Raw genomic sequence first — 7,172 nt, 5'->3', positions numbered from 1 at the left:
CCCCGCACCGGCACCTCACACTCCAACCGGGCAAAATGCTCGTCCTCCCACCGGCCCACGGCCAGGACCCCCCTCGTCTCGTGATCACAAGGTGGCCCCGGGCAGGCCCCACCTGCGTGGAACAGCCCGCCCGGAACCGTTCACGGCGCCCGCCGAGGACACGAAGGCCAACCCGGCAGGAACCGCCGCCGAGAAGTCCACCGCGTCAAGCCGGAGGCATCGAGAGCAAACAGACGGTTATCGATGCCGGACAGCCGTGCTCACCTAGACGACCGTTCCCGCGCCCGAACCGGCAGCCGAACGGCAAACGATCAGGTATTCATCCGGCAAACGATCAGAAAACATGTGGTCCACCAGGAAACACGCCAGACAAGGCCCACCGACATCACCGGATAGCAGTAAGCATCCGGCTACGCTTTCTCCCGGGAAATCCGGTAACCAGGGAAGCGAGACGTCATGCCCCCTCAGCCCAGCACACACCCGGGATGGAACCCCGGCCAGCTACGCCGCCACCGCGAACAACTCGGACTGAGCCGGGCCGCCCTCGCCGACAAGATCGCCAACATTGACCCTGTCGTGGCCAAGGAAGCGGGGTTCACCCCACCGGCCGCCGGCCCCGAGATGATCAGCAAGCACGAGCGGGGCGTCAACTTCCCCGGCACGTCCTACCAGGCGGCTTACTGCCACTTTTTCCAGGCCAGCGAACCCGAACTCGGATTCCGCTACCCCTACCCCCACGAACACAAAGACGATCATGCGGGGTCTGTTACACCACCGCTAGCCGGGATACCCTCACAACACCAGCCCACGCCGCAGACCGAGGGGGTGGAGACCGCGAACCGCAGAGACCTACTCAGCCTCACCGCCGCAGCCATAGGACTCACCGCCACCGGCACAGCCGCAGCGATGATCGCGCCCGCCRACAGGTTGGCCATCCTGGAACGCGCCACCGCCGGCAGCGGCGCGGCATCCGCGGCCGAAGGGGCCCTACAGGCCGTGGTGGCCGACTACCTGCACCATCCCCCCGCCGAGACATTGCGCCGGGCCATCGCGTTGCAGCAGCTCACCGACGCCATCACCGCCCAATACCCGCTACGGCCCGCCGACCAGGCCCGGGTCTGGCGCGTATCCGGTGTCGCCACCGGCATCCGCGGATGGCTGGAGAACAACGCCGGACACACCACCGACGCCCGGCTGTCCTTGCGGGAAGCCCACCGCAGAGGCGAACTCCTCGAAGACAATCAGTTGATCGCCTGGACGCGCTTCATGCAGGCCACCATCGAGGACTACGCCGGCAACCCCGCCGGAGCCGAACAGTACGCGCTCGACGGCCTGCGCCACGCACCCAGCGGACCACAACGGGCTATCTTGCTGGTGGGCAGYCTTGCCGGGGCCCGCGCCGCCCATGGCGACATCCGAGGAGTTGACGCGGCCGTCAGCGAGGCCGAAAGCATCGTTAGCAGGCTGACTCCAGACGAGCGCGGCCCGCGAGAGGATCATCGTACCGTCGTTGACAGCCTTACCAGCATCGGATTGCCGATCTTCTCTCTCGACGTCGGCCGAGTGTATTCCCGCCTTGGCGAGATAGGCCGCTTCATGGAGGTAACGGCCGACGTCCGACCCGCCATCGAGCAGGGCAGTAGCTCACGGACGTCCGTGTTCCGCGCGGATGAGGCAGTAGCCGTTGCACGGAGCAAGTCACCGGATCTTGACAGGGTGGCCGCACTTGCCCGCGAAAGTTTGCGTCTCGCTGGCCCGTTCCAGACCGCTCACATCGCAAGCCGGGTCAACGTCGTCCTCGCCGTGACTGACCGCGACTATCCCGCGATTCGATCATTGGCCGACGAGGCCCACACCTGGCGGATCAGCCGCAACAGGCCCATCGACCTCGTCTAACCGGATAACCTGCATAAACAGCAACGATGTTTGATCGTCGCTAATGTTCTGTACTTCCTCAAGGGCGCCCCTTCGGGGCGCCGGGTGGTTCGTGTCACATGTGCCGCACGCGCCGCGCCGAACAGGACCCGTCCGGACCCGCCGCGCGCCGGGCGGGGCCCCGCCTCCCTTCGGTCGGCACCCCACCCGGGCGCGTCGGCCCGGCCACCCGTTCGGAGCGTCGAGGAGATCAGGGAATGTCACCGGTCGAGGGGTGTGGGTTAGAAGCAGTGCTGCCGCGCCCACTCGCCCCACGAGTGCGCAGAGCGCACCCGCAGKACGAGCAGGCTTGCCCACGGAGCAACCCGGGTCAGGCGTCAAGGATGGTCACTGAAACCGGTCGAGTGACGAGAGCCAGCGSAGCTCACCGGGGGCCAGGACTACGGACCCGGGTCCTGGGTAGCCGCCGGGTGTGGCAGCTACCCAGGACAGACGCGGCCTAGGGCTGCTGACCGAGGATTACCGTTTGTTGAACGGTCTGAAGTAGACGATTCATGGTGTCAAGTTCGTCGAGGGTCGTGTCTGTGTCCTTAGCCATGTGTGTCAGAGACCACAGTAGGTGCATCACGTCGCGGCGTGGGCCGCGGTCGGGCGGGGTTTCGTCGCCGGATACATCCTCCGTCGTCCCGTACGCCCGCATCGCAGCGTCGAGCGCCGCACAGGCGATCGTCGCCCAGGTCTGCCCCGCTCCATTGTCGGTCGGGGCGTTCTCGGTGGGCAGCGCGGCACGRCGAGCGGTCATCGCGTCGTCTACCGTGCGTAGCAGCGTGTAGAGATGGGCGTAGTCATCCGGTGACATCCGGGGGGTTTGGAACAGGCCGAGTAGACGCACCAGCGGACCCAACGCGTGAGTCTGGGCAGCTAGCTCATCGTCCGGTATCGGGGTCTGGGCACGCCGGAGCAGGCGTCCCGCCGCCAGTAGCACGGCTTGAGCCACTTGCAGCCAGTAGGCAGCCGCGTTCACATCGCTCACACCGTCGATCAGACGCAGGTCGAGGCCCGGCAACATCAGCACAGCTTCGAGCTTCATCCCGTCGTGCCCGTCCCACGTGTGGACGTCGACCGCAATCGGACGGTACGACGGAACGATTGTGATCATCGGGTTGATGGTGGGTGTCCACCCGTCATGTGGTGGTGGCATGATGGCCATAGGTCACGTACTCCTGTGGTCGCAGGGGTTCGGGGCTCAGGCCCGGGTTGCGGTGTTGGCGCACCGTTCCGGGCCGCTTTGTTGTGTACCTACATCATCGCTAATTCGCTTTAGGTTGTGAACACATAAGATTCCCTCACAAAGGGCTCTGGCATCTTCACGGCATGGATCGGGCGGGTGTACGCGGTCGGGACGGTGGACGGCCCGCGGAGACCGAAGGGCTCCAGATTAGCGGTTGGGGTCATATGGCCAGGACCGCGAGGGTTTCCGCCGCGCCGGGGTTCGAGACCTTCCGGCCCATGTAGGTGGACAGGGTGATGGACGGGTTGGCGTGGCCGAGGACATCGGCGATCTGGCGGGGGGTATGCCCATCCCCATCGAGGAGGGTGGCAACGGACCTGCGGCCGAACAGGTGGGACGTCAGGCCGGGGAAGCCGGCATCGTTCACGGCGTCGCGGATGTCGGCCTGAGTGTTACTCGGGTCGCGTAGGCCGCCCATCTGCGCGGGGAACACCACCTCGTCACTGTTCTGTCCGTGGTGGCGGGTGCGCAGCATGGCCACGGCCCAGGCCGGGAGTAGCAACAGCCGGTGGCCCGCCTTCGACTTCGGACGAGGCTTGTTGATCAGACCCTGGCCGGTAATCCGCACCACGGTGGACCGGATTTCCACGGTGCCCGCGTCCAGGTCGACCGCGTCCCAGACGATCCCGCATACCTCCCCGATGCGCGCGCCGGTGGCGATGAGCATGTCCACAAGATCGGGGATGTCGCGGCGCCGCGCCCGTTCGTCGTAGGTGAGCAGCGCCCGCAACTGCCGCAGTTGGGCTGCGCCGAGCGCCTTGGATACCGGCTTCGGTTCCGGTCGGGTGATCTGCCCGGCGTCGCGGACCACGTTGCGGTCCATTGCGTCGAGCCGGGCGGCCATCGCGCACATGCCGGACAGCACTGTTCGCGCGATCCGCGCCGCACCTGGGCCGCTTTTGGTCGTGACCGCGCTGAAAAACCGGTCCGCGGTTCCGACCGTGACCTGTCGGGCCTTCACTCCGCCGAGTGCGGGGTAGACGTGCCGGTCGAGGGTGGTGCGGTAGGCCGCGAGGGTGTTGGGAGAGCGGTCTTTCTTCTGCTGTTCGGCAAACCACGCCTCACCGAGGACCTTCATAGTCGTCTCCGGTGTGATGTCGCCGTCGCCGACCGCGACCCGCAGCCGGTCACGCAGCGCGAGTTTCAGTGCCCGTGTGGCCGCCGCCTTGGAGGTGCCGCCGCGTTCGACTTCGCGGCGTACCCCGTCATGGTCGCGGTAGAAGCAGCGTGYCCGGGAGCCCTTCGCCGTGGCGCTGTAGAAGATCTTTCCGCCGACACCGAGATCTAGACTGGGACGAGCCATGCCACACCGCCGCATCCTTCGGGAGTGGAACGAACGCCCTCATACTAGCCTGATCGTCCCGTACTTACCCCGTACTTTGAGTGATCAATAAGGGTGAATGGCGGCAAATGACGATGCTTGCCTGCAAGCATAATCCGCAGGTATCAGCATGTTTTCGCGAGTAGCGACGGATAACGAATCAATGGGATTGCTAATCCGTCGGTCGTGGGTTCGAGCCCCACCCGCCCCACCCCTCCTGACCTGGCCTTTTGCAGCGGCCAGGTGGCCGTGGAGATCAACAACGGGCCCTGGTGGTGACGTGCTGGTGACGTTGCGACCGCAACCATTTTCCGAGCCTCCTCCGCTGGTTGCGGAGAGTGGCCGTGGCTGGTGAGGGTGCCTCGGTGCCGGTCGATGCGGACGAGCTCTTGGTGGCCCTCGGCGGCCCCGCCGCGGTCGTGGGGATGGCCTGGTCTACCGGCTGTTTGACCGATCTTGACCGTGCGCGGTTGGTGTGGTCTCCCGCGCTGCTGGTGGATCAAGAGCCGATGCGGTCGGTGCGACCGGAGTTTGCTGCGAACCTGACCCGGGGTGTCCTACAGGTCGAGGCCAGGTCCGTTGGCGGGGGGTGGTGTGGGGTCGTCCAAGCTGTCGGGTTCCACCTGGCCGGGTGGGTGTCGGCGGGGGACGATGTCGGCGGCGGCTTTGGCCGCGGCGCGATCCGCGTCGGCGAAGACCGAGGTGTAGACGTCGCCGGTGAAGTGGACGGAGGAGTGTCCGAGGAGTTCGGAGACGACCTTGAGGTCCTTGGTGGCCCGGTAGGTGAGGCTGGCGGCGGTGTGCCTCAGGTCGTGCAGTCGGATCGGGGGCAGGGGGCCGAAGGCGAGCGCGGTCTGAATGGCGTCTTCGGGCATGAAATGCCGGGCGGCGAGCTGGTCGACGGTCCAGCTGTGTTCGGCGTGCTCATGGCGGATGGTGGCGAATCGGGTGATGAGCCGTTCGAAGCGTTGCGAGACGCCGTTGGGGGTGAGCCTGCTGCCATCGGGATGAGTGAACATCCGTCCGCTGTCGACCCAGGCCTTACCGTAAGCGGCGCGTTCCTCGTCTTGGCGCGCCTGCCAGGTGGTGAGGACGTTTTTTGTAGCCGGGTCCAGGCTGACAGTACGGTAGCCGGCGTCGCTTTTGGGTTCGGTGTATTCGTCGCCGTCCAGGTCGAGGTTGTCGTCGGCGCCGGAAACGGATCCGGGGAGGTTGTCGAGGATGTAGATACTGTCGTCGTCGATGTCGATTTCGGTCCAGCCGAGGGCGACGGCTTCACCGCGACGTAGGGCGCGGTGGGCGATGAGATGCCACAGTGGGTAAAGGCGGTCGGCGACGGTGAAGTCGAGGAAGGCACCGGCCTGCTGCGGGGTCCAGACCATGACGGGGGAGGGCCGTTTACCGGTGCGTTCCCAGGCGGCGATCCGCGGTGCGGTCCAGACGAGCGGTCGGGGCTTGCGGGCCTTGGGTAGTTCGACGTGTTCGGCCGGATTGACGCCAAGTTTCTTACGTTTCACGGCGCTGTTGAGCGCGCTCATGGTGGTGGCGTGCACCCGGCGTAGCCGGGAGGCGCTGAGGGGCCGGCGGTGGTTGGGGTCGTCTTTGCGGACTTCGAGGAGGCGGACGAGCAGGGGTGAGCGTTTCCTGCCGTGCAGATCCCGGCCGATGAGCCGCATGGCGGCGTAGAGCTGTTCGATGTGGTGGTCGCGCAGGTCAGCGAGTCTGAGGTGTCCCAGGCCGGGTTTGAGATAGAGGCGGACGTGCTCCTCATACGAGCGGCGGGTGGACGCGGCGAGACTCGCCTTTCCATCGAGCCAGTCGTCGAGGTAGCGGGCGACGGTGAGCCCGGTGTCGTCGGGCCGCCCACCGCCATGGAGTTCGGCCAGGGAACCGGTCAACGCGACCTCGGCCTCCGTCTCGGTCTCGAACGGTCCGCCGGTGGTGCGCCGCCGCCGCCCATTGGGACCGGGTGGGACGTCGTGTATGTACAACCAGGAACCGTGGTCCGACCGGGGCAGTTTCGGACACCGGGCGCCGTAATCCTTGCCTGTCTGGGGATCGCGGCAGCCGCACCGTTTGAACACCGATCCCCTCACTGGACACCATCCGGGCAGCCTGTCCCGGGGGCTACCGCGGCCGAGGATGACGGGCAGCTGCGCCCAAGTTCATCGGACGCGGCTGGTGGGACGGGGCKGGGCATACGATTCATGCGCACCGAYGGTCCGGGCTGGTGCCATCGCAGACGGCATCGTCGCGGCCCTCGGCAGAGACATCGTCGCAGGCGCAGGCATCCACATTGACATCGAGCGCGTCACCCTGGCATGGCCTCGGCATGGGGCTGTTGCGTTGTGAGGGGTAGGGCATACGAGGCTCTGGCCGCCCGGGCGGTCAGATGGCGCGGGCGAGCTCGGTGAGAACAGGCGACAGTATCGGGTGAGAATCGGCCTCGACGTCGAGTTCGTCGTACTAAGGGGAATGAAAGTATCTGGACTCACTACCAGCCGATGTAGGCGAGGTGGGGGTCACCGAAGAAGCCRATGACAAGCGCAGAGTTCTCCTGGAGCCTGCGAAGTGCGGTGAGGGCGTTGGAGTAAAGATCCGAGACCGATGTAATCATTTTTCGGCCGATCTGTGCGGTCTTCACGTTGTTCCAGACCCACTCGTCCGGGTTGGTGTCGGGGGCAT

Annotated in this window: 4 protein-coding genes and 1 pseudogene; 1 reads left to right on the top strand and 4 read right to left on the bottom strand. The window is 66.1% G+C overall.

Annotated elements, in window-relative coordinates; genetic code table 11:
- Window positions 1-456: 456 nt before the first annotated feature.
- Complete coding sequence (locus KBI5_RS23180; protein WP_133057135.1) at window positions 457-1,896, top strand: helix-turn-helix transcriptional regulator; 1,440 nt, start codon at window positions 457-459, stop codon at window positions 1,894-1,896.
- A gap of 478 nt (window positions 1,897-2,374) precedes the next feature.
- Here the strand turns inward: KBI5_RS23180 and KBI5_RS23175 are convergent, their stop codons facing one another.
- The 4 genes and pseudogenes from KBI5_RS23175 to KBI5_RS26650 all read right to left on the bottom strand — a co-directional run.
- On the bottom strand, window positions 2,375-2,965 hold the full coding sequence (locus KBI5_RS23175; RefSeq protein WP_133057134.1) for a hypothetical protein: 591 nt from the start codon (window positions 2,963-2,965) through the stop codon (window positions 2,375-2,377).
- A gap of 361 nt (window positions 2,966-3,326) precedes the next feature.
- Window positions 3,327-4,469, bottom strand: coding sequence for a site-specific integrase (locus KBI5_RS23170; RefSeq protein ID WP_085016461.1), 1,143 nt, complete (start codon window positions 4,467-4,469; stop codon window positions 3,327-3,329).
- Between the two features lie 575 nt (window positions 4,470-5,044).
- Window positions 5,045-6,478, bottom strand: a complete 1,434-nt coding sequence (locus tag KBI5_RS23160; protein WP_235186949.1) for a tyrosine-type recombinase/integrase — start codon at window positions 6,476-6,478, stop codon at window positions 5,045-5,047.
- Window positions 6,479-6,981: 503 nt separating this feature from the next.
- Window positions 6,982-7,172, bottom strand: a pseudogene (locus KBI5_RS26650) (IS630 family transposase); the annotation flags it as partial.

Source organism: Frankia sp. KB5, from assembly GCF_002099325.1.
Classification (GTDB): domain Bacteria; phylum Actinomycetota; class Actinomycetes; order Frankiales; family Frankiaceae; genus Frankia; species Frankia casuarinae.
Note: the sequence above shows the minus strand (reverse complement) of the source record. Positions and strands in the feature narration are given on the sequence as shown.